General features: G+C 43.0%; 22 protein-coding genes and 1 pseudogene. 4 read left to right on the forward strand and 19 right to left on the reverse strand.

What is annotated here, in order from left to right:
- Positions 1-46 precede the first annotated feature (46 nt).
- The 16 genes and pseudogenes from NE473_RS19100 to NE473_RS19175 all read right to left on the reverse strand — a co-directional run bounded on the left by NE473_RS19100 (position 47) and on the right by NE473_RS19175 (position 13892).
- Positions 47-514, reverse strand: coding sequence for a hypothetical protein (locus NE473_RS19100; RefSeq protein ID WP_227898893.1), 468 nt, complete (start codon positions 512-514; stop codon positions 47-49).
- Positions 447-1739: a DNA primase gene (locus tag NE473_RS19105; RefSeq protein ID WP_002591437.1), complete on the reverse strand. Its 1293-nt coding sequence runs from the start codon at positions 1737-1739 to the stop codon at positions 447-449. The genes NE473_RS19100 and NE473_RS19105 overlap by 68 nt, the downstream gene beginning before the upstream one ends.
- 38 nt (positions 1740-1777) lie before the next feature.
- Entirely contained in the window at positions 1778-2827 is a 1050-nt protein-coding gene (locus NE473_RS19110) for an ERF family protein (protein WP_006775849.1), read from the reverse strand.
- A complete protein-coding gene (locus tag NE473_RS19115) occupies positions 2805-3266 on the reverse strand; it encodes a hypothetical protein (protein WP_002591435.1) in 462 nt (153 codons plus the stop codon). The genes NE473_RS19110 and NE473_RS19115 overlap by 23 nt, the downstream gene beginning before the upstream one ends.
- A gap of 13 nt (positions 3267-3279) precedes the next feature.
- On the reverse strand, positions 3280-3858 hold the full coding sequence (locus NE473_RS19120) for a hypothetical protein (protein ID WP_155560777.1): 579 nt from the start codon (positions 3856-3858) through the stop codon (positions 3280-3282).
- 15 nt (positions 3859-3873) lie between these two features.
- Positions 3874-4905: a YqaJ viral recombinase family nuclease gene (locus tag NE473_RS19125; protein ID WP_155560778.1), complete on the reverse strand. Its 1032-nt coding sequence runs from the start codon at positions 4903-4905 to the stop codon at positions 3874-3876.
- A gap of 55 nt (positions 4906-4960) precedes the next feature.
- Positions 4961-6088 carry an endonuclease III gene (locus NE473_RS19130; RefSeq protein WP_155560779.1) on the reverse strand — a complete coding sequence of 376 codons (1128 nt, stop codon included), beginning with the start codon at positions 6086-6088 and terminating at the stop codon, positions 4961-4963.
- Positions 6089-6101: 13 nt separating this feature from the next.
- Positions 6102-6236, reverse strand: coding sequence for a hypothetical protein (locus NE473_RS19135; protein WP_002591431.1), 135 nt, complete (start codon positions 6234-6236; stop codon positions 6102-6104).
- A gap of 36 nt (positions 6237-6272) precedes the next feature.
- Positions 6273-7265, reverse strand: a complete 993-nt coding sequence (locus NE473_RS19140) for a DUF5688 family protein (RefSeq protein WP_243145793.1) — start codon at positions 7263-7265, stop codon at positions 6273-6275.
- A gap of 261 nt (positions 7266-7526) precedes the next feature.
- Complete coding sequence (locus tag NE473_RS19145) at positions 7527-7820, reverse strand: hypothetical protein (protein ID WP_243145794.1); 294 nt, start codon at positions 7818-7820, stop codon at positions 7527-7529.
- 417 nt (positions 7821-8237) lie between these two features.
- Positions 8238-8462 (reverse strand): annotated as a pseudogene (locus NE473_RS19150) (MBL fold metallo-hydrolase); the annotation flags it as partial.
- A 4-nt stretch (positions 8463-8466) separates the two neighbouring features.
- Positions 8467-8799, reverse strand: coding sequence for a DUF3795 domain-containing protein (locus NE473_RS19155; protein WP_155560780.1), 333 nt, complete (start codon positions 8797-8799; stop codon positions 8467-8469).
- 177 nt (positions 8800-8976) lie between these two features.
- The gene (locus NE473_RS19160) at positions 8977-10137 is read right to left on the reverse strand and encodes an MFS transporter (protein ID WP_196411665.1); all 1161 of its coding nucleotides are present in this window, start codon (positions 10135-10137) and stop codon (positions 8977-8979) included.
- Positions 10130-12697: a PEP/pyruvate-binding domain-containing protein gene (locus NE473_RS19165; RefSeq protein ID WP_155560782.1), complete on the reverse strand. Its 2568-nt coding sequence runs from the start codon at positions 12695-12697 to the stop codon at positions 10130-10132. Before NE473_RS19165 ends, NE473_RS19160 begins: the two co-directional genes overlap by 8 nt.
- Positions 12694-13305 carry a TetR/AcrR family transcriptional regulator gene (locus NE473_RS19170; RefSeq protein ID WP_155560783.1) on the reverse strand — a complete coding sequence of 204 codons (612 nt, stop codon included), beginning with the start codon at positions 13303-13305 and terminating at the stop codon, positions 12694-12696. Before NE473_RS19170 ends, NE473_RS19165 begins: the two co-directional genes overlap by 4 nt.
- A 254-nt stretch (positions 13306-13559) precedes the next feature.
- A complete protein-coding gene (locus NE473_RS19175) occupies positions 13560-13892 on the reverse strand; it encodes a hypothetical protein (RefSeq protein WP_155560784.1) in 333 nt (110 codons plus the stop codon).
- 126 nt (positions 13893-14018) lie between these two features.
- Here NE473_RS19175 and NE473_RS19180 point away from each other — a divergent pair, with 126 nt between their 5' ends.
- Positions 14019-14279 carry a helix-turn-helix domain-containing protein gene (locus tag NE473_RS19180; RefSeq protein ID WP_002591426.1) on the forward strand — a complete coding sequence of 87 codons (261 nt, stop codon included), beginning with the start codon at positions 14019-14021 and terminating at the stop codon, positions 14277-14279.
- A 269-nt stretch (positions 14280-14548) separates the two neighbouring features.
- Here NE473_RS19180 and NE473_RS19185 read toward each other — a convergent pair whose 3' ends face one another.
- Positions 14549-14818: an LPD28 domain-containing protein gene (locus tag NE473_RS19185; protein ID WP_002591425.1), complete on the reverse strand. Its 270-nt coding sequence runs from the start codon at positions 14816-14818 to the stop codon at positions 14549-14551.
- 599 nt (positions 14819-15417) lie between these two features.
- Here NE473_RS19185 and NE473_RS19190 point away from each other — a divergent pair.
- The gene (locus NE473_RS19190; protein WP_256265362.1) at positions 15418-15543 is read left to right on the forward strand and encodes a hypothetical protein; all 126 of its coding nucleotides are present in this window, start codon (positions 15418-15420) and stop codon (positions 15541-15543) included.
- A 54-nt stretch (positions 15544-15597) separates the two neighbouring features.
- On the opposite strand, the gene NE473_RS19195 is transcribed toward NE473_RS19190, so the two are convergent.
- Both NE473_RS19195 and NE473_RS19200 read right to left on the reverse strand, forming a co-directional pair.
- Entirely contained in the window at positions 15598-16029 is a 432-nt protein-coding gene (locus NE473_RS19195) for a hypothetical protein (RefSeq protein ID WP_155560785.1), read from the reverse strand.
- A 143-nt stretch (positions 16030-16172) separates the two neighbouring features.
- Entirely contained in the window at positions 16173-17546 is a 1374-nt protein-coding gene (locus NE473_RS19200) for an IS1182 family transposase (protein WP_155560786.1), read from the reverse strand.
- 177 nt (positions 17547-17723) lie between these two features.
- Between NE473_RS19200 and NE473_RS19205 the strand changes: the two genes are divergently transcribed.
- Positions 17724-18137, forward strand: coding sequence for a cysteine-rich VLP domain-containing protein (locus tag NE473_RS19205; protein WP_155560787.1), 414 nt, complete (start codon positions 17724-17726; stop codon positions 18135-18137).
- A 111-nt stretch (positions 18138-18248) separates the two neighbouring features.
- Positions 18249-18644: a replication initiator protein A gene (locus NE473_RS19210; RefSeq protein WP_155560788.1), complete on the forward strand. Its 396-nt coding sequence runs from the start codon at positions 18249-18251 to the stop codon at positions 18642-18644.
- The last annotated feature ends 173 nt before the right edge of the window (positions 18645-18817 follow it).

Here is an 18817-nt window from a genome sequence, read left to right on the forward strand (position 1 = left end):
CATGCGCAAAAATAGACACGGAAAGATGGTTTCTCTCCCTGCCTTTTTATACGGCAATGCCGCCTTCTCCTGTATCATCTGTTCCCCAGATTTCAGCCATCTCCTCTGGAAAGGCTACTGCAGCCACATCCCGATACCGTCTTGCTCCTTCATCATTCAACGGGGCCTCCAATGAAGCTTTCGACCAAAAGATTGCTTCTTCTTCCGGTACATGATAGGGACCTGTGAGAAATCCTCCGTAATTCCACCGGGGTACGGAAGGCTCTAAAATCGCTTCCAGCTCCCCCTTTGTATCTGCATTCAGTATCATCTGACTTTTCTTTAACATAATCCCAACCAACAGGACAAATGCAAAACACTCTGCTCCGTATCCATTGACACGTCTTCTGATACTTTCTAAGGCGCTACAGGCACTAAGCTTCATTCTCTCTGTTTTTGTCTCATCACTACGCAACTCTTGTTCCGTATGACGGCAAATTGCTTCGATGATGAATTGTTCTGTCCATCCCATCATATCCAATCTGCTCCTCTTTTTTCTTCAGGCCAGACCACCAGTAATCATCAATTCCCTTATCATTTCCAGCCCAAATCCCATCTTCTCTCTGGTCCCAGGTCTTGCGGATGCATTTTAATTTTAGCCGGTCACAGCTCTCATAGAGCCTGCAGCAACCCGCACGAATCTGGTCCCGCTTTTTCCGTTTCTCTTCACAAATCTTCCTTCCATAGTAACGCTCCTTGTTCTGACATTTACCACAAGTAGAGGACTTATAATCACCATAGCAGCCGATATCCATGAATTTGTCCATGTCAAAGTATTCCATGACCATCTCAAGACCGTTCTCCTTTAGGACTGCCAATGCCTTCTCAAGGCTCTTATACTGGTTTACTCCCGGTGTCCCCAAAAAGCTGTATCCGGATAAAGCATGAGCGACAATCGGTTTTAATATTCCTTCCGTTACCCGTACCGTCTTGTCAAATGGATTTCCAACAAAACTGACCGGACTCTTACTGCCAGCACCACGTTTTTTATTGGTACTGCTTAACCACAAATACTTTTTATCATCATGGGGAGCATCCAACCGTATCTGAAAACCTTCAATCTTTCCGGATATACTGTAAGCCGGGCATAGGATTCCCTGGTTATTCCGATATAACGCAATATCCCAGTTTTGGTTTTGATTCATGTAAAATCCCGGTATGCCCGCAAGAGAATATCCTTCTTTTATCAGCCTCCTTGCGAGCCCCTCAGTCCCATGAACTGGAGTACTGCGAAAATGGAATACCTCAATCTGGTTGCTTGTTAGCCCCCGGTCCATCAGTTTTCTCCGGTGAGTTTCCGACAGGGACAGCATCTCTATGAGTCTCTGATAAATCTGACTTCTTTTCTCAAGATTTGCTGTTTCTTCCTCCTCTATCTGTGTCATCGTTCCTGTGAAGCTGCTGTCATAGCTGTTTCTGCAGCCAGCGCCCTCATGCAGCGCCGTCTTAATTTCACGATAGGCAATTTTATACCGATCCACACCACAAATTCCCATCAGGTCTGCATAGAGTGTCAGCATATTTCCATGAGCGCCGCATTTAAAGCAGTGATAGGTATTTGCCAGCTCACCGTCTTTTACAATACGGAAATTCATTTTTCCTCTGGTATCGCCACAGAACGGACATACGACATTAAAGGAATTTCCTTCCGTCAGCCTCTTAATTCCCAACAAATTTGCTACATCTGATATGTTAAACATCTTTTAAGTATTCTTTCCCGCTGCTTTCACCATGCGGCCTACAGCGTGCTCAAAAGCAATCTGGCGCCTTGTCGGATTGTTTCATTTCTGCCGCGGTAATTATAGGCTATCCACTCCAACGCCTTCACCCCTTCTTCTCCCTGATTGAGCAGCTCACTCAGACATTTATTGTTATAGATACCAAATGTGCAAACAATATTGCCAGCTTCCTCAATTGTCATATTTACAGCCGGCTGTGGGCTTACTTCGTTTGGCAGATTCACCATCGTCCCATTCTCCGGCATGATATGGCGGCTCAGAACCGGACGGTTCGTGTCTCCCTTATCTGCCTTCTGTTTATCTTTTGCAGACTTCCTTCTGGTCTTTTTTGCATCTGATTCCATACCCCCATCTTGTTGTTTTGCTGTTTCTTCCGCATCCGTTTCCTCATGCCCTGATTCTGGGTTCATCTCTGAATCATTCATCATGGAACGTTCTTCAGATGCATCAACTTCGCTCTCCTCAGCTTCCTCCATCGGTTCTTCCTCCGGTAATTCATCCGGTACTTCCTGTCCGCCTTCCATTTCAGCGTCCAGTTCCATATCGGTTATTCCAGAGGCATCTCCTGCTATCCCTTCTGAATCCCGATCTGAGAAATCATATGCATCAGAGGACAAGCCATCATATTCCGGTATGCTCCCATCATATGTATCCGGTGGAAAATCCCGCATATCCGGGTCTACACCGCCCTGGTCGATGCAGTATTTATCCATTAGGTAGTATTTCATGGCATATGTGAGCGCACTGCCTTTTGCTTTCTCCGGCATTTCATGGGTACCGATGGCGTGGATTGTAACGGTTACCTCGTCTTCTGGCTTCTCTGCATTAATCCACTTTAGTTCTAAATCTGCCTCATACAGCCACATTTGACAATATGCTAAGAATTCAACATAGACAGAGTCCCCATTCTCGTTTCTCTTTGAAGCACATTCCGAAACAATTTCAAAGTTCACATTCCATCGGTTCATTGCCGGGGTCAGATAGCGGAAAATATCATCAATCTTTATAAAATCATAATTCACGTCCTCACTGTATGCGCGTTTTACCAATGCAGGTATCTCCGAGCGGATCTTTACCATTTTTTCCTGTAGTGTTAAAATCTTTTGTTCCATGTTCATTCCCTTTCTTAACGTGTGATTTGTATTCCATCATAATTGTCTCCACCTGGCCTCTTAGTCCATATGCCAGATCTCGTACCATCTCAAAATCCATATCCACAAACAATGCCTGATGGAGTTTTTCCTTTACCTTTGCCTGAGTCACAGCCTGCTGCAACTCAGTAAATAAGCGAGATTCTTCACTCGCAAGCACATAACCGCCCTGACCGGAATATACCACATCACATAAGTATTTTTTCGCAGTATCTGTTAGCTCACAGGACCAGTCATTCGGAGTTCTATGGCCGGCAAAACCGGCTTTTTCCCGCTTCAGCTTTCTTAACCAAACTCTAAGCTTTAATTCCAGAAAATGTCTCTCATTATCAGTCAAAATTCCTCCTATGTTATAGTAAGACAGAGGGTATTGATGCAATCAGACTGGCAATACGGTAAGATTCTCCCTGTATTTCTTTTTCCTCTTTTACCACCCAGTCACACCATTCCACTGCGAACCGAGTCAATATCTGCTGAAGTGTACGGTCCTCCTTTTGCATAGCAACCAGGAACTGGCGAAATGGATTGCAAATTTCCCATTCTGTTTTAGATAAATATGCTGCAAACAGCCGTTCAACTGATTCCGTCTGGTGGCCGCTTACCGAAACTTCATTGGGTGCAGAATCCCCATACGTGACCCAAGGCCATAAATTGGTCTTTGAAAGCTCTGGTTTCAGTTTACAGGACAATTTCACACTGCCCTCATTTCGTTCATCCCACTCACTACTGGAGGATAAACATATAAACCACTGCCCAATCAACATCATAAAATTATGCCTGATTCTGTAGTCTTCCTTCAACATAAGCTTCATAAAATCCGTATGGTCCACAATAACAACATTGAGATATCGGCCAACCAAGATTTCCTGTACCTTCTTTCCATCTATCACAGATACCATTTCTTCTGGCTGTCTCATTTCTTCGTCCATTTTCATTTTCCTCCCCTAACTTGCCTTATCCTCTTTAATATAAAAAGACTGTGAGGTATTTGTCTGCGCATACTCTCTGTAAATATCCGGATGCATAAGCTGCAGCACCTCCAGGCTGTCTTTATTGATGGAAGTTGTAACTTTCCTGTTATAGCCGGTCAAATACCTGATATTACCAGTTTCCAGTACCGCTTCCTCAGCTCCCTCCATGGCTTCCTTTATTGGCGCATAGGCAAGTTTCATCTGTTCATCTATCTGATCCATTTGACGCTTCAATTCTGACTTCCGTTTTTTCAGTTTCAGATAGGACGTCATGTTTGCCGCATATGATGGTGGGAGTACAATTTGTTTATTCTCCTGCACACCATAGCGTCCCTGAATGCTTTTAAGCATTAAGTCAGCCTTCTCCGTATACTTAGGTGGTTTTCTTAAAGCTACACACTGATTCCAGAAATACGATTCCTGCCGAATCAGTTCTTCTTCCTGTGCCAAATCACGCTCCAGGCGCCGTATGATAAGAGAACCCTCATGGTTACCATGAAGGCAGAGAAAAATTATGCCATCTACGTTAGCCACACTCATATAATGAATCCCCTGGAGAACATAGTGCGGTGGAATATTTCCACCTTCCCAGCCATTCATGTGGTGGTAACTGAACGAGGTTTTGCACTCCAACAAATAGATCTTTTCATCAAGCTTAACGAAAAAATCAAAATCAGATATCATAAACGGATACAGCGGATGCCGGAACATTTTACGCACAGCATACGGTCTGGTATCTGTGCGTTTCATAAAAATCTGAACCACCAATTCCTCCAGACGCTTTCCGATTTCCTTTGCTACCCAGCCATCATCATTCTGTTCTTTGATTTTTTTATGTACCTTCTCTTCATATAAATCCCTGGCTGTTTTCCATGGCGAGATGCCGCACACGGCCGCCGCATCACTCCCCCCAATCCCCAGTGTTCTGTATAATTTCCATTCGTCATGGGATAGGGTTGTTATATCCTCCACCAGCACATCTGGTTCATAATTCAGGTTCAGCATATTGTCTCCTTTCTGACAGAACAGTAGGGTTCCCTGCCCTGCCTTATTTCTTTCATCAGTACAGAATCGTTCCTGGGATATCATATTCATGGAAACGATAGGTCAAGCACCGTGAAACCATCTCTTCCAAATCGGTTAATGCCTTTGCACCCATTCCATTGCTCTGTGCCAGAAAAATCGCCTCACAGATTCCACAATAAATATCATAGCCATTACAGATTCCCGGTCCATGTCCGGCCTTAAACTGTTCTACCGTCTGGGCTGTCAGCGCCTTACTGATACCAGCCTTAATCATAACACTAGCCATAACGTTAGCCGGATAGCTGGCATATACATGAAACAGCTTCGACAAATCACCAATGGCCTCCTGATATCTGGCAAATATCTGTCCCATATTCTGAGAGAAATCTTCTATGGATGCATTATTCGTATGCTCCAATTTCAATGGTTTTCCTAAAATCAACGGCTTCTTCTCTGCTCCCAGCAGAAGAGAATAATAGATATTCGCACCACTTACGCCAACATCGGATGTCTGGACACGAATCAAAGCTGATAATACGTTATCTGCCTGTAAGCCATACTGGAGCAGCAGTTCCCGGTATGTATCCAAGAGTCCTTTTTCTTCCAATTCCCAGGACGCCATTGCCAGAGAATGACTGAACAGGCCGTTTGAAAAGGTAGCCTTGTCATAGTTTTCTGCAACATAGATAGATGCTACTTCAAATAATTCCGGCATTGGCAGGACGGAATAGTCACTTGGGTCTCCGCCATGTACCGCGCGCACCTTTCCTTCATGAATTCTCACAAGAGCATTTCCCTTTGTCACTTTCAGACAGTCATTTAATACCCGGGCTAATTTCCCCTTCGGCAAATCCAATAGCGCAGAACCTGCAATCCTGGCCCTGCTCTCGATTGACTTCATGGTGGTCTGTCCGACCGGATAATAGGTACTGCCAAGGCATAAGAACAGGCCGGAATTCTTCATTGTATCTTTTATGATTTCCTCTTTCTCGTCCATGTCCTTTATCTTCTCGCAAATCTCTGGTTCTTCCTCTCCGGCAATCACAAGAACAGTATTGGTGGGATGTTTCTGCCATTCTGCCCCGCACTCAATCCCATCCAAAAATTCGAGAAACTCTTCCTTATCATAGAATGTCTTTGAAAAATCATCTGCAAAATTCATATGCGCCCTCTCCTTATAAGTTAATTAGAACAGATACGATATGGCCTCCGCTGATAACAAACTCATAGCCATCCTTTCCCATCTCAACCATTTCGCCGATTGTGAGCTGGTCTCTCCCTGCGTTATCCCATCTTGCTTCTAACTTCATTTGTTTTCCTTCCTTTCTTTTATTTTTGTCCAGGCTTTATGCCTGAAAATCATCATTTGTTGCTACATGCAGTTTCTTATCCGCCCGGTCAAACAAATATACAAGGTCAGAAAGCTTCACTCCTTTATTTTCAATATTTAAGGCATGTATCACAGCTTTCCAATCCGCAATAGAAGTTCTATTTTTTCTGGACGGAATTAATATAATCTCATGAATGTCTACCGGAAGTATAAGGAGGCTGTCATTGCAGCTCTCTGAAATCTGTCCCAACAGATGATTGTCAATCATATTGCTGGCTCCATACAGGCCACTTTGATTTGACAGCACATACATAGGGTTCTTCTGTTCCTGATGGCTTTTGATAGATTGGAGCATCTCACCAAATGTGTTTCCTATTGGAGCTGATATCACCTTCCAGTCCTTAATTTCAACCATTTCAATCACCGGTGGATTGAGATCTGTATTTGACTTTGCCGTTTCCAGCACGTCCTGCAGCTCCACTTCCCACCGGTCTAAATCCTCGTTTACCACGGTTCTAACATACGATTCTCCATCCACCGTAATAAAAATCAAGAAGTACGCCACCATGTCGTAGTATCTGATATGCGGTATATACTTCAGCACTTCCTCATTGTCTTCGCGATTGGCCAATGCACAAACAAGATTGTTTTTTACGTTGCTAAAGCTATCTCCTGTGAGATATGGACCATTTAAGAATCCTCTCTTTTTTTTGTACTCTTCTATCACTTTTGTTACCGCCCTTTGAATGTCTTCCTCATTATCCAGCCAATGAAACTCACTGCCGTTTAGGTATATCCAAATTCCAACTGATTCACCGGATTTTTGGACTCCAACCCTGAGAAATTCCTCGTCCTGTTTTTCCATTCGCTGCGGAAATGTCGCTTTATATTCCGCTCCCAAGTTCTCCTTTAACTTCTCTTCAAAACTTGTCTTACGCGTTTCCATGTTCATTTTTTCTTTCTCCTTTTCTTTTTTAGCAAAAAAATAAGACACCAGAAACTTCTTCAAATTTCTGATGTCTTACTTACAAACAGAGATTGCTTCTCTGCCTGGCTTTCTTATGTTAGGCTCATGCCTGAAAAACTTAGCTTCCGGTTGCCCGGAACAAACATTCCAATGCGCTTAGTAAAAAAGCGGCACAAATCAATGTCATGTTTATTTTATCACTATATATAGTGTTTGTCAATATTTCAAATCTATATATAGCTATTCAATCCCATGTGATTGCTAAATCGTATCAATTCTTCATATCCTCTCTACTGTGTAATATCATGAAATCTGTTTATATCCTCTCCTATAGTTTTTCTCTATCCAGCTAAGCAGCTTTTTCTCTCCCAATTCCTCCATACAGAAATCATAAAGCTTGGGATTATATGCTTTCAGCCTTACGAATTTTTCAAAGCTTGTCAGATGACAGCCCACTGGACAGAACAGACAGCCGGTTCTTTGTTCTCCTGTGCACTTAAACGGCCCACATGATGGAAAGAACCCAATCTGACCGGGAACTTGCCCCACTTCGACCACCTCACCATAAGGCTCTGCAATTTCTAACTGTTTTTCCACTGTATACCGGAGCACATCCTGTGCTCTCCAAAATCCCATTGGCTTACTAAGTGGCCTTTCGCTTTCAAAGCTATTACAGCCAGTACGAAGATATGCTTCCTTGCGCCTGGCAGATTCCTCTGCCATAAGTGCTAAAATGGGATGCCGTCCAGTCTGCTTCTCATACAGGGCAATCGGCTCCTCATTCTGCTTAACACAGCAGTAGTGTGATATCAGAATATCCGATTCATACAGTGGTAGCCATTTTGTATACCCCTGCCGATACTCGGATTTTTTTCCATTCCGATCCAATCCATGCAACTTGTTGAGGGCCCATTCCTTTCCCTGCCTCGCATACCAGTCTTAGGTGTGGAAATATAGTAACCCACCTCTGTATCACGCAATAGCTGGTGGTCTATGTTAATCACACGGTTAGTTCAATGAAGCAAGATATACTTCAGGGTCAGTAGAAGGATAGTATGCAAACAGTATATCTTTATATACCAAATCGCCAGTAAATAAGTATCCTTTGTCTTTTTCCAAAAAACACAAATGCCCTGGTGAATGTCCAAGTGTATGCAACACTTTAATTTGCCGTCCGCCAATATCTATCACATCATGGTCAGTTACAATTTTTGTTGGCATTCCTTGAAATAGCTCGTAAGATTTATCCTTTCAAATTCTTCAAAGCAGACGGATTATTCTCTAAGATTTCTCCAACAGTGGGACATGTCTCTAAATCCAAACAATCGCCACAAGTAGCAACACCCTTTTCTAATGCACACTGGCGAATACCACACATATTATCACAAAATACGGTTTTAATTCCGTCAACACGACAACCTTGACAGTTAATATGCTCAGGAAGAATAGGTGCATTATTTAATTCAGCCCATAGCTTCGCAGTTTTTTTTCGTAATTCTTGGTTGTCATTGATTGTTGCAATATATGCATCACATTTTTCACAATCCAGTCCACAATATGCAATCATTTTTTTCATGGTTATGTACCCCCATAATTTCAAATTTATCAATTTCGTATCTTCTTGCATTCTTCTATTTTCAAATCATTACCTTGTTGAATTTATAGCCAACACCCCAGACAGTTAATATGTACTGTAGATTGTCTGGGGACGTGAATTAAGGATATTATAGGTTTAAGTAAACGTCCTCTTCCATCATTTATTCTTTTGATTTTTTATCCAGATACAGCAGATAACCACTCCGATTAAGGCTATCCCTCCCGTGGTTATATATGGTAATTCAATATTGCTTTCATACAGATACCCAGTTAATAAAGGAGCAATAACTTTGCTAAGATTTCCGGCGGTACTGGCAAATCCCATCAGTGTTCCTTTATGCTGATTGTCAGTTTTTGAAAGGGTTGCGTTTAATGTGGGTACTGTAATAGCAGAAGATACCGCAAATAAGCCAAAAACCACCAACACACTAACAAACCCAGTTGTCAATACCATGGCAAACGCTACTAAGGCTTTGCAAAACATACCTATCAGTATTAGTCGCTTCTCACCAATTTTTTTTGATAAAGGACCAGTCAAAAAGCTTTGTACTACAATCAAAATACCTGCTAGAGCCATCCAAATAACACCAACTTGCTTAGTGGAAAATCCAAACTTATCTACGACATACAGCCCCGTAATTCCTTGCAAGCCTGTTTGACAGAAATGCACGACGAAAATAAGTATCAAAACCATTCCTGCTGAGCCAAAAATTATACTTTTCAGGTCTGAAAAATCAAAGGGTTTTCTTTTTTCCGTCTGTCCTGAACGCTCAATTGACTCTGGCAAAAGTGTTAGAATTAGCAGAAAGGCAATAAATGAAATGCCGGCTCCTGTAAAAAATGGGAGCGCAAGCGAATAGCCTGCAAGAATGCCTCCCAATAATGGTCCCATCATTACGCCAACGCTCATTGAAGCTCCAAGTTGACTCATATTCTTGCTTCTTTCTTCCTCCGAGCTGGAATCTCCAACATATGCCAAAGATGCAACGGACGTAGCAGATGACAAAATACCTGATAAACTGCGAGCTATAAATAGCGTCCCAAAGGATGAAGCCAAACCGAACAGGAACAAACTGATGGAATATCCTATAATACCAATGCTGATAATCGGCTTTCTACCAATTCGGTCGGACAGTGCACCCCAAAAAGGTGCGCATACTGTTTGTGCCAGAGCATATACGGCAGTGAGCCATCCAAGCTCACGGCCGCCAGCACCTAGATTTTCCATGTAAAATGGCATGACCGGAAGAATTAAGCTATATCCTAACGCAATCACCAAAGTAGCAAGCTTTAAAGCGAAAATCGGCTTTTTATTCATCAATCGTCACCGTCCCCTCCGAGCCGTCCACCGTTATCATTTGACCATTTTTAATACTTCTCGTTGCTGTGTGTGTCGCCATAACGGCAGGGATACCACATTCCCGTGCAACAATACTTGAATGACTGAGAGGACCTCCAATATCCGTTACAATTCCACTTGCAGAGGCAAATAAGGGTGTCCAAGCCGGAGTTGTAGTAACGGCAACCAAAACACTTCCCGGCTGGAAATTTTTAAAATCTGCCGGATTATTTAGTACGCAGGCACGAGCTGTCACGACACCAGAACTGGTTCCTATACCCCTCAACACGGTTTTTCCATCTTTTTGTTTCTGTGGTGCATGTGATATGCTTTTTACTTTCTTCTCAGGTAACTGAGCTGGTGGCACATAGCCCTGGTACTTTTTGAGTTCCGCTTTTCGCTCAAGTATCGATTTTCTTCTATCGGATAAAGGTATATTTTCGTCTAACTGTATTATGAGTTTTTCCAATTCCAATTTTGTGAGCCAATAAATATCATCTATATGCGAAGTAGCTCCGCCACGTATAAGGCGTGCTGAAATTTCATGAAACATCCGGCGAATCAGAGGATGCCCCATTCCCATCAAATAAATAGCATTTTCACGCATAGGAGCAGTTTCCTGCGCCCAATGGAGCAACTTCAAAAACAGTTTTTTGCGTGAGCTACCTATATGTTGTAAAATTTCTTCTTCTGCCTGTTTCCTATGCTTTTCAAATTTGGATTGACGTAAAAAAGGACTTTCACCTTTGCCTTCTACAAAGGTTTTTATGGATTCAAAGGTTGGTGTAAGTGTTTCCTGCGGTGTGGAATATGCAAAATCAAATTCATAAGCGGTACGACCAAACTCTTTAAAATACTGATTGATTCGATTTTTCCATTCTATCCATACTTCCGGCGAAACTCCGTCAGGCGGAACTGAGGACATAAAATTTTCCGCTATCTTTGCTGTTGGATTACTTTGCAGATAAAGATTGAGAGTATTATTTTGCTTTACCCATTCCGAGAGACTCCACAGGTTCTTTTCGGCTTGCAGAGCAATCGTATCAAATCCAAGCAGGAAAACAGAAGTATCTGTTATACCAGCGCGACGAGCCGCTCCCTGAAAAAATTTTGTAAATAATGTTTCGCTGATAGAGGCGGCTGGTAATGTAAGCTGAATCCTCGTGAAATAAATACACGCTCCATAAAATACAGTCTGAATCCCCTCCATTATTTGATGAGCATTCAGCATATGCATGGGCTTTTCTTCCCATTGTTTAATCACATCCTCAAATTCTTTTCGTGTTGTTTCCCAGCGTGCAACACTGTTCGTGAGCGCACGGCGTAAAGATCGGGGGGAAAGGGATTTGAGAGCAATCAAAAGAGGCTTTGAATTAGCGGAAAGATAAACATATCCGTTAATAATCGTATATGCTCCGTTTTCTGGCAGTAGCTTTTTCGCACTTTTACCAAACATATCTATCCATAAAAGCGCCGACGCACGGTTGACTATTTCAAGCCCAAGTGTGGCGAATAAGGGCGTAACAGGATTTGGCAAGTGTTCCGCTAGACTGCCTCTTGTATATATAACATCCTTTTCCGGTAACGTCCATTCCGGCGGTAGGACAGTAATGGGGCGAGCCTGAACAATATACAACTTATCTTTTTCCAGTGCCCACTCTACATCCATAGGCATTTCATAATACTTCTCAATTTTTTTTCCAAGCTGTGTCAATCGCATAACTTGATTGCGAGTAAGAGCATGTTTTTTCCTAAACTGTTCAGGAGTTGGGATTTCTTCTGTTCCATCTGAGTTGCGGACTGTCATAATCTCTTTGTTTGCTACTTCATACGATACAATTCGTTCAGCATCTTTATCTACAACGATTGTATCAGGGGTGACTAAGCTAGAAACCACCGATTCGCCAAGTCCCCACGCGGCGTTAACAATCATTTCGCTGCGTCTGCCATTGATAGGGTTTAGCGTAAACATAACGCCGGACGCATCGGAAAACGCAAGCTTTTGTACTACAACAGCAAGTGCGACAATTTCCTGCTTTATATCATTCTTCACACGGTAAGCAATAGCGCGGGCTGTCCATAGGGAAGCCCAGCACCTCTTTACAGCGTCAAGAACTTCATTCTCACCTTGTATGTTAAGATAGGTTTCCTGCTGGCCTGCAAAAGAAGCGTCGGGCAAATCCTCGGCGGTTGCGGAGGAACGGACAGCCACCGCTATATTTCCCAATCCAGCATATGCGGTTTTAATTGCATCTGATACTTCCTGCGGCATTTCTCCATTATGGAAAAGCATCCCTATCTGCGTAGATGCATTTTCAAGCTGGCTGGTATTGTTAGAGTCAATACCGTCCAGCAACTTATTAATGTGAGGCTGAATATGGTTCTTTTCAACAAAAATCTTGTATGAAGTAGTCGTAACATGAAAGCCCTCCGGCACAGGGATACCCGCTGTCAAAAGTTTTGATAAAGACATACCTTTTCCGCCGACCATTTCAAGGGTTGCCTGTTTATGCAACAAGGGTAGAGTATAATAAATCATAATAACTCACCTCCATCATTCATAATTCCGTGTAGAAATATATCCATTGTTTCATCAAGCATTTTCTCCGGACTGGCTGATGGTCGGGATGTGTAAATGATTGATATAATGGAGTTAATTAACAAATGCGTCATAAGATCGGCATTCGTCTTACGGAAGACGCCTGATTTCACTCCATTTTCAATTACAGATTTTATAATATCCTGATATGCGTAACGCGCAGTTTTCAGCCGCTTTCGATAATCTTCTTCTAAATAGTCAGATTCTGTATTTAACCACATCAGCACCGTTCGATACTGCTTTGGTACTCCAAGATGATTCAGCATGATTTTTCTAAGACACTGTTCCGGCGAGGATTCATCGGCAATAATCCTATGAACCTTTTTAATTGTTTCTTCTATTTCTTTCTCAACTGCATATACAACAATCTCGTCTTTCGTTTTGAAAAAATCATACAGACTGGACTTTCCCATGTTTGCTAAAATCGCAATTTCCCTCATTGAAGTTTTTTGGAATCCATTTTTCTCTATGAGTTGCATAGCAACACTGATTATTTCTTCTCGGCGCTCTTCTTGTTGTTCTGGTGTAAGCATAATTCCTTTTGGCATATTATGATACCTCCTTATAACGACCATCGGTCTCTTCTTGTTTCGCATTTATTATATAGAGACCGATGGTCGCTTGTCAAGTCTAATTTTTTATACAAGAAAATAAGGCATCAGAAACTTCTTCAAATTTCTGATGCCTTACTTACAAGCAGAGACATCTTCTCCTTCATAATCTCATAGGTAATGCGTAAATTCATATTCCATAAAAAAAGTAAGGCGTAATTCCTTTCTTTCTCCATCTTTGGATATATCTATTATGATATATCAAATATTTCTTTTAAAATTCCTTGTAACTCTTGTGTTGGTGCTTCTTTACAAAATTGATATAGCCATTTTTCACATCTGCTTATTTCACGTTCAAAGCTATCAGAAAAATCCTCTGCTGACTTATCAATATCCTCTTGGAATTGATTATAAAATTCATCCCAAAATTCCATTAATAAATTATAGAATTTCAACTCTATGAGTATATAGGTAATTCTATCGAACTCCTCATACGTTATATTATTTCCTTGAGACATTTCTTTTGCCGTTTCATTTCCGCATAAGTAGTAAAACAGTAATCTTTCAATATCAGCCTTTTTCATAAATAAATATTTTTCACCCCATTGTATAAAATTCGTTATCACGAAACATTATAATTCTTAATGGTTATAAAATCAAGAATATATTTCGTTATTGCGAAACTTACAGACATACCAGGGGGATTATATATGCAAAAACTAAGACCAGATATGGATATTGGCCACAACATTCAATTTCTGCGACATTTAGCTGGTTTAACACAAGATGAAACTGTTGCCAAATTGCATCTTATGAATCTTAATATTTCTAAGAGCACTTATGCAAAATTAGAAACCAATCGCATGAATATAAAAGTTAGCGAGTTAGTAGCATTATCCATAATTTTTAATGCGAATTTTGATGATTTTTTTCGTGGCTTACGTGACGAATTTTCCTCACATTTTGATTGATATATTTTTAAGAGTGAACTCTCCATTGTCTAAAGCCAATGGATTTTCTGCTTCATCGACCTCTCAATCTACTATCTCCACAGGCATAATTTCGGGCAGTCCCTGCCCTATCTAATTGACTGCTCTTTCTCATTCTTTTTCCATTCACTCCTTTTTGATCAAAAAGTAAGACACCAAAAACTTCTTCAAATTTCTGATGTCTTACTTACAAGCAGAGAAATCTTCTCCGCTAAGTTCTATCCAGTAGTGTGCATCTGCCGGTTTTCATTTTAAACATATTTAAAATCTCCTGTTTCTAACCACATTACTTTTTCCTTCAACAATAGTGGTTGGTTGCATATCAGGGAACCATAAAAATTAACCAGAACACCTTTTCCTACCCTTGCTGGTTCTGCCCCGCTGCCGTCATCGCCCGCCACCTCATACAGATATTTTCCATCTGGTACTGTTGCCCTGTCGATTCTCATATCATAGAATTCGCAAACAATACCTTTGACTTCTACTTTCTCAGTTTTAATCTTCCTGTAATCGTATCTCATACATCCTCCTAATTAAATACTCTGATCTCATATTTGTTCTCTTTCCAGATATCAGGCTTCTTATACTTCTTGTCTCTGTTTACTTGATTTTTTATTATCTTTTCCTAAATTACCACTCTCCTTTTTGGAAGCAAAAAAATAAGACATCAGAAATTCGCAAGGATTTCTGATATCTTACTTTACAGACAGAGACTCTGCCTGGCTCGTTCATATAAAAGGCTTACGTCTAAAAATTAGCTTCCGGTATAGATACCACCGGAACAAACATTTGAATGTGGTTTATAAACACACACAAATCAGTACTACTTTCATGATATCACTATATATAGTATGTGTCAATATTTAACCTCCACATAAGGTCAGTTTACAAGGAACTACACGCAGACCGTGAAACGGGCTGCTGACAACAAACGGCGCTATGCTCCCGTCATGGGGCATAGCGCCGTTTTGTTGTGGGGGTATCCAAAGGGGGCAACGCCCCTTTTGGCACACGACTTTGCATGCAAAGTGTAGTGTGTTATACGCACTGTCTGCGTCGCCGCGAAAATGCCATTGCCGCCGGATAGGGCAAGGGCATTTGAAACGGTAGGAAAACAGTCTTGGATTTGTGGGCGGGTGCTTCCACAAATGCGGGGCTGATTTCAGCAGCAGGCAGGGCGTATATGAAAGCTCCCATCTTTGATTACCCATCAGCAAAGACGGCGAGGCTGTCAACGGCGGCGTAGCCGCTTGTACTATCCTTGGCACCCTCTCCCGTTTTTGCTACCTGCACCTTTTAACTAACACCAATGAGGTGTTTTGGCAATAATAGGAATAGGGTTATATGCGTCAATTTCACAATCTTTTAGGTCAAACTTGCTATTATCCGATAACATAAGTTTATCATCGATTATCTCGGCAAATATGATTTTCTTATACAATGCCAATGCCTTTATGTAATCTCCCATATTAACATGTTCTTTTTTGTACGACATCAGGTAAAAAGCCCCGTAATTGGGAACCTTTATTGCGATGCCTTCTTCTATGGACGCACCTTCCTTTGGTGCCGAAATTGCTTCTTTAGCTTCATTATTTTGTTCATAAAACTTGTGTAGCCAGTCTTTGCGAACCGTCCCTTTTTTCGTAAACATTTCTGAACTTAGCAGTATAAAAATAAAATTTTGGTATCCTTGCCTTAAACTTATATATTGCTGCAACTCTATTAAATTCATTCTTTTTCCTCCTATCCGCCAAAGGCATATTTTTACTTCGGGCCAACTTCGAGGTGTTGACAAACCCTATAAAAATTCTCCCCGTCACAAAATCCAGCACAGACCAACCAGCAGCAGACACGAAAAAAGACGCCCTCCCGGCGTCACTCCAAACACTTTACCATCCGTTTCAAATTTAAGGCCATAGCTGACAGAAGGCAGTGTGTTTCCGCTGCCTCTAACCCTCTCCTGTACAGACTTCTTAAATTATGCCTCGCTTTCTGGGCGGCAAAACTTCCTTCACACCATATCTGGCGCAGGCCCAGGATGTAGGCATGAAGCGCTGTCCCCTTTCTTTCGTGACATCGGCTTGTTGCTTCCTCAAAGATATTTACACGGACTGTCCGGCTCTTTTGGCTGGGGCTCACGCACCGGCTGGACATTGGGCAGGACCCGCAGTCCTTTCTCTCCGCGCGGTAAACCCTGCAGATATTGAACTCCTCCCTTTCAAGACTCCGCAGTAACAGCCGCTTCCCGCCAGGACAAATAAAACAATCGGTTTCTTTCTGATATTCAAAATCTTCCCGTGTGAATTCTGCTTTGTAATTCACGCCTCCCGTTGTTCCCGGCGTGTAAAGGCCGATTCCCATATCCTCCAGAACCTGACAAATCAGGCTGGTTCCATACGCGCTGTCTGCCCCTGCCGTTTTGATTGTTAGCCCCAGATGCTTCCTCATATACTCGATCCGTTCCAGATAAGGGCCGGAGTCATTTACATTTCCCCCAGTTACCGCCACGTCTACAACGATCCCATGGGCAGGATCCACGCTTTGGTGGCTCAGATAATGCGGCCCCGTCGGTTTTCCTGGCCTTTTGAGCATTCCGGCTTCCGTATCTGTCGGGTTGACGGTTTTCTCTATCGGGAGTTTTTCCTTTGGCGCGCGGCTTTTGCGCTTCGGCCGAATTGCTCCGGATTGCTCTAACCGCTGACGTTCCCGCTCTTCATAGAAATCCAGACGTTCCATGTAATGGTTCGTTTCCTTATGCGCCAAAACCTTGATATTCTTTTTGGCAGAAGCATTTGCCTTTACATGGGTGGAATCCGTTAAGACTGTCCTCCCGTCCACCAGCCCTTTTTCCATACATTGAAAGAGAATCCGCTCAAACAGACGGCGGAACAAGCCGGTCCCATTGAAACGCCTGCGTCTGTTCTGGGATATGGTGGAATGGTCCGGTACACGCTCATCCATATCCAGCCCAAGAAACCAGCGGTAGGCCATGTTTACCTGGATTTCCTGCTCAATCCGGCGTTCTGATTCAATCCCAAACAAAAATCCAATCAACAGATATTTCATCAGGATAACCGGATCAACGCATGGACGGCCATTGTTCTGGCAGTAACAGCCTTCTATTTCTTCGTAAATGAAGGAGAAATCCACCAGGCGATATAATTTTCTTAGAAAATGATCTTCCGGTACAAGATTTTCAATGGTAACCAAGTGGAATTTCATTTGCTTATTGTCCATCCGCGTCATCATAGGTGCTTCCTCCATACTTTTCTTTTATTTTACCATAATAGGGGCAAGGAGGACAGGGTTTGTCAACACCTCGAAATTGTCCCGAAGTCCGGGGAGCGTACCAACGCCGGAACACGCCGCAGAAATGGGGCAGGAAGCCTTTTCGGGGAGAACGGCAACAGGAAAACGGAGGGATACATGAGAAATAACCTATACAAGGATTTGCCGCCGTTGGAGCGCAGGCCGGACGGTTCCCTGTACCGCATGAACCCGGCGCAGAGGAAACAGGCCAACGCCCTTATCCGGCGGGAGTGCTGTAACTGTGAAAACGGGAATTGTATCGCCCTTGACGACGGGGACGCCCACGCTTGCCCGCAGATGATTTCTTTCTCGGTCTGCTGTAAGTGGTTCCGCTGGTCGGTCTTGCCGCTGGCGGGGACGCTGGAAGCAGAGATTTACCGGGGATGGGATTTGAAACGCTGTGCGGTCTGTAGCGGCGTGTTCGTTCCGAAGTCCAACCGGGGGAAATACTGCCCCGACTGCGCCGCCAGAGTTCACAGGCGGCAGAAAACAGAAAGTGAACGGAAAAGGAGGTCTGCTGTGGACAGTTAGGGCTTAAAAAGTCCTTGATTTTCAAGGCTTCCAGAGAGCGGAAACGGGGCAGGTGGTATAAAGTACCGTCCTCCCCCGAAAATGCCGCCCTAACCGTCCACAAAACACGATATGACAAGCACGATTTATATTCATCAGCCGGAGAAAGCGGTCAGCTTCACACGGCTCCCAAATTTCCTCTTTGAAGCCCCCACATTCAGCCCTCTGTCCAACGAGGCAAAGGTGCTGTACGCCTTTATCCTGCGCCGGACGGAGTTATCCCGCAAGAACGGCTGGGCGGACGAATACGGGCGCATTTACCTGTATTATCCAATCTGCGAGGTGGTCGCCCTGCTCCATTGCGGGCGGCAAAAGGCGGTCAACACCCTGCGGGAATTGCAGTATGCGGGGCTTGTGGAGATACAGAAGCAGGGCTGTGGAAAACCCAACCGCATTTACCCAAAATCCTATAAAGCGGTATCAAACACCTACTTCAAGAAATCCGGTTATGGTACGCCGGAGGGCTGAAAACCGCACGCATGGAGTACGATAATCAATCCTCTTGAAGTACGAAAACCGGACGGAAGATAGAAATACAGAGATTAACAGATTTTATTCATATCTTATCCATTCCAATCCTATCAGAGATAATTCCGGCGGGATTTTCCCTGTGGAAAAGTCCCGGATAGGAAAGGAATGGG

Source organism: Hungatella sp. SL.1.14 (assembly GCF_024460495.1).
In the GTDB taxonomy this organism is placed as follows: Bacteria; Bacillota; Clostridia; order Lachnospirales; family Lachnospiraceae; genus Hungatella; species Hungatella hathewayi.

Excerpts from the sequence above, each read along its gene's own strand:
- NE473_RS19100 (WP_227898893.1), bottom strand. The coding sequence starts at position 514 with ATGATGGGATGGACAGAACAATTCATCATCGAAGCAATTTGCCGTCAT.
- NE473_RS19105 (WP_002591437.1), bottom strand. The coding sequence starts at position 1,739 with ATGTTTAACATATCAGATGTAGCAAATTTGTTGGGAATTAAGAGGCTG.
- NE473_RS19120 (WP_155560777.1), bottom strand. The coding sequence starts at position 3,858 with ATGGACGAAGAAATGAGACAGCCAGAAGAAATGGTATCTGTGATAGAT.
- NE473_RS19125 (WP_155560778.1), bottom strand. The coding sequence starts at position 4,905 with ATGCTGAACCTGAATTATGAACCAGATGTGCTGGTGGAGGATATAACA.
- NE473_RS19130 (WP_155560779.1), bottom strand. The coding sequence starts at position 6,088 with ATGAATTTTGCAGATGATTTTTCAAAGACATTCTATGATAAGGAAGAG.
- NE473_RS19135 (WP_002591431.1), bottom strand. The coding sequence starts at position 6,236 with ATGAAGTTAGAAGCAAGATGGGATAACGCAGGGAGAGACCAGCTCACA.
- NE473_RS19155 (WP_155560780.1), bottom strand. The coding sequence starts at position 8,799 with ATGAAAAAAATGATTGCATATTGTGGACTGGATTGTGAAAAATGTGAT.
- NE473_RS19160 (WP_196411665.1), bottom strand. The coding sequence starts at position 10,137 with ATGAATAAAAAGCCGATTTTCGCTTTAAAGCTTGCTACTTTGGTGATT.
- NE473_RS19165 (WP_155560782.1), bottom strand. The coding sequence starts at position 12,697 with ATGATTTATTATACTCTACCCTTGTTGCATAAACAGGCAACCCTTGAA.
- NE473_RS19170 (WP_155560783.1), bottom strand. The coding sequence starts at position 13,305 with ATGCCAAAAGGAATTATGCTTACACCAGAACAACAAGAAGAGCGCCGA.
- NE473_RS19175 (WP_155560784.1), bottom strand. The coding sequence starts at position 13,892 with ATGAAAAAGGCTGATATTGAAAGATTACTGTTTTACTACTTATGCGGA.
- NE473_RS19180 (WP_002591426.1), top strand. The coding sequence starts at position 14,019 with ATGCAAAAACTAAGACCAGATATGGATATTGGCCACAACATTCAATTT.
- NE473_RS19185 (WP_002591425.1), bottom strand. The coding sequence starts at position 14,818 with ATGAGATACGATTACAGGAAGATTAAAACTGAGAAAGTAGAAGTCAAA.
- NE473_RS19195 (WP_155560785.1), bottom strand. The coding sequence starts at position 16,029 with ATGAATTTAATAGAGTTGCAGCAATATATAAGTTTAAGGCAAGGATAC.
- NE473_RS19200 (WP_155560786.1), bottom strand. The coding sequence starts at position 17,546 with ATGATGACGCGGATGGACAATAAGCAAATGAAATTCCACTTGGTTACC.
- NE473_RS19205 (WP_155560787.1), top strand. The coding sequence starts at position 17,724 with ATGAGAAATAACCTATACAAGGATTTGCCGCCGTTGGAGCGCAGGCCG.
- NE473_RS19210 (WP_155560788.1), top strand. The coding sequence starts at position 18,249 with ATGACAAGCACGATTTATATTCATCAGCCGGAGAAAGCGGTCAGCTTC.